Below are 2,951 nucleotides of genomic sequence, written 5' to 3'. Positions count from 1 at the left end.
TTCAGTTTGAAAAGAGCAACAGCGGTGCTTCCTTGGGGGTTGGAATTGCAAGCGCCAAAGATACCGGCGATCAATGGGAAAATACTTCCACACAATCACACATCACGGCACGCCAAGATGTGCAGATTACTGCTGACAATGATGTAAATATGCAAGCAGCCATTGTTTCGGCGGATCGTGATGTCAACATTGATGCCGGCAATAATATCACCCTATCAGAAAGCTATGATACCTCTAACGCAAAAGAAAAGCATGAAAAGTCTTTTGCTGGTGTGACAACTTCCGTTGATATCGGTGTCCTTGGCACGGTACAAGGACTAAAAGATGCCGCAGATCACATGAATAATAAGGATGGTAACAATACAGTTATTAATGGCATACTGACTGGCATGAAAATCAGTCATCTTTATAGTAAAGGCAAAACCTTTGTTAATTGGCTGACTGGCAATACGGGGGAAAAGGGGAACGTAACCAAAGGACTGAGTAGCTCATTAGGAGGATTGGGGGGCTCCACCAAGGATGCTCTTGCCAATATGGCTGGTGCATCTGGCAGTGTAACCGTGGGCTTTAAAACTGAGAAAACAGAAGCCTCTTCTCAAGTCTCCACAGCGGTGACAGATAGCATAGAAGGCGGACGCGCTGTTAACATGCAAGCCCACAAAGGCAGCATTCATGGTGTTGGCGCTGATATTATCGCTGGTACCAATCCAATCTATGTGCTGGAAAATGATGCACAGAGCGGAAAGATCACCATGGAAGCAGGTAAAGATATCATCTTTGAAAGTGCACAAAACACGCAAAGCACACAAAACAGCAGTGAAAGTGCTTCAATGAGTGTTGGCACCGGTTATGGCACGGGTGGCGCAGGGGCAACGGGCAGTGCTGCTTTTAGTCAAGGGGAAGGTTCCAGTGAGGAAGTTCAACACAAAAACAGCCATATTATAGGCACCGGCACTGTTCATACCACGAGTGGGGCAAACACCACATTGGCAGGCGCCGTGGTTTCTGGAGAGCGTGTAGAAATGGAAGTAGGGGGTGATTTTGCCATTACCAGCCGCAGTGATACGGGACAAACTTCCAGTAAGCAAAACTCTGTTTCTGTTGGGTTTGGTGCTGGACAAACGGGTGGTGGGGGGGCCATGAGCGCCTCTTTCCAAAAGGATCAATCCTCTAGTGATTATCATAGTGTTGTGGAGCAATCAGGCATCAAAGCGGGTGATGGCGGCTTTAATATCATAGTTAAAGACAAAACAACGCTGACCGGAGGTATTATTGAAAGCACAGCCTCGGCGGACAAAAACAGCCTGACCACAGGAAGCATTAGCACCAGTGATATCAGCAACAGTGCCCATGCTAAAGCCAGCAGCCATGGGTTTAGCCTTTCTGGGAATGACACGATAAAGAACATTGCCAAGAATGTTTTAAATCACGGCAAAGCCAAGGATGCAGCAGAAGGGGAAACCAAATCTGCTATCAGCGATGGGACTATCATTCTTACTGATACAACTGGACAGAGGGCGATGGGGCAAGATGCTGGACAAATCATTGGCTCTCTCAACCGCAACACCGCAGCAGCCCACCAAGCTGTAGGACAGCTAGATGTCGCACCGCTTGAGGATATATTGCGTAATCGTTTAGGTATGAGAAATAAATGGGTAGATGAATGGTTTGATATATGGGATGGGGTTCGTAAAATGNTATAAAAGGCAGTGATGGAAAATATATCACTCTGTATCACTTTTTAAAGCCAGAGGAAGAAAAGCATTTACAAAAAGGCCCTAATGGTGCTGTTTATATGTTCTACAATGGCATTTTTAATTCACCAGATGAAGCAGCCGGTAATGCTGTCCAATTGGCTGTTAATAAAAATGGTCCCCTTTATTTTACATACTTTCCCCAAGCTGACGATGTGCTGGTAGAATTAGGGGTAGCATTTTATCAAAAGTTTTTTGAAGGGGGCTCTTGGGGGTTGACCAATTCAACCAAAAAGTTCCAAGATTTTATCTATCGTTATGGCAATGACAATGCTATTGTTAGTGGGCATAGCCGGGGTACCTTAACAATACGCAATGGAGCAAATGACTTGCAAGAACATGGTATCCACAGTGTAGCCAAGAAAACAGACTTCTATCTTGTTGGAGCGGCTGCTCACATGCAATCGATGGCCAATACAGTAGATTATCTAAGCGATGGCGAAAAAAATTATATCTACACACAAGGTCATATGTTAGACCCCATTAGTACAGTGATTGGTTACAATTGGCCTACGGCTTATAAGGCACCTTTAAATCTAGATTTTTCACTTTTGGAGAAAGGTATAAAAAATCCTTTTTATATGACGATATTTGCAGCAAACAGTTTATTTACTATAGCAACTAATCCAATCAGAGAGATGGGGAGAGCGGTCTTGGGCCTTAACCCGAGCCCCCATAATTGTTATGCTGATGCGAGTCGTGAGTGTCAAATTAATTATGGTTCATTTGATTTTAAAAAACTTTATTCAACGAGAACAGGGAACAAAAAATGAAAATGTTTTTTAATTTATTAAGCCTGCTCATTTTGTTAACGGTTGCTGGATGTGACATTGAAAACATTGATAAACCTCCTCGAGGAGAGACGGCTGTGTGGGAGAAGCTAGGAGCAGATTCTACGGAGGTAGGAAAAGCATTGCTAGAATGTGGTTTGCCACACCTTAATTATCTTGAGGATGAAGTTCAAAAGTTAAGCAACAATGAGAATGCAACGATTGATGCTTGCATGATCCAAGCAGGATTCCATTATAAAGGGAGAGCTAGCTGGTGTTCTCCTTTTAACGGTAGAGACCTCCCCATTTGTCAGCCTGGTGCTGTCATCCCGAAGAGAAGTGTCGCAAAGCGCTTAAACAGCCCGTTTTGTAGAAGGTATAAAAACGCGGATGAATGCAAGCCTTAAGTTTTGTTTGTGATGACCGA

At 44.0% G+C, this 2,951-nt stretch carries 1 protein-coding gene and 1 pseudogene; both read left to right on the top strand.

Annotated elements, in window-relative coordinates; all coding sequences use genetic code 11:
* Positions 1-2,527 (top strand): annotated as a pseudogene (locus ACFIKX_RS05185) (hemagglutinin repeat-containing protein); the annotation flags it as partial.
* Positions 2,524-2,931, top strand: coding sequence for a hypothetical protein (locus ACFIKX_RS05180; protein ID WP_375661224.1), 408 nt, complete (start codon positions 2,524-2,526; stop codon positions 2,929-2,931). The pseudogene ACFIKX_RS05185 and the gene ACFIKX_RS05180, both read left to right, overlap by 4 nt.
* Positions 2,932-2,951 lie beyond the last annotated feature (20 nt).

Origin of the sequence: Bartonella sp. CM86QHHN (assembly GCF_042194695.1) — a bacterium.
Classification (GTDB): domain Bacteria; phylum Pseudomonadota; class Alphaproteobacteria; order Rhizobiales; family Rhizobiaceae; genus Bartonella.
Note: the sequence above shows the minus strand (reverse complement) of the source record. Positions and strands in the feature narration are given on the sequence as shown.

What these genes read in the sequence shown, in the direction of transcription:
- ACFIKX_RS05180 (WP_375661224.1), top strand. Translation starts at nt 2,524, where the DNA reads ATGAAAATGTTTTTTAATTTATTAAGCCTGCTCATTTTGTTAACGGTT.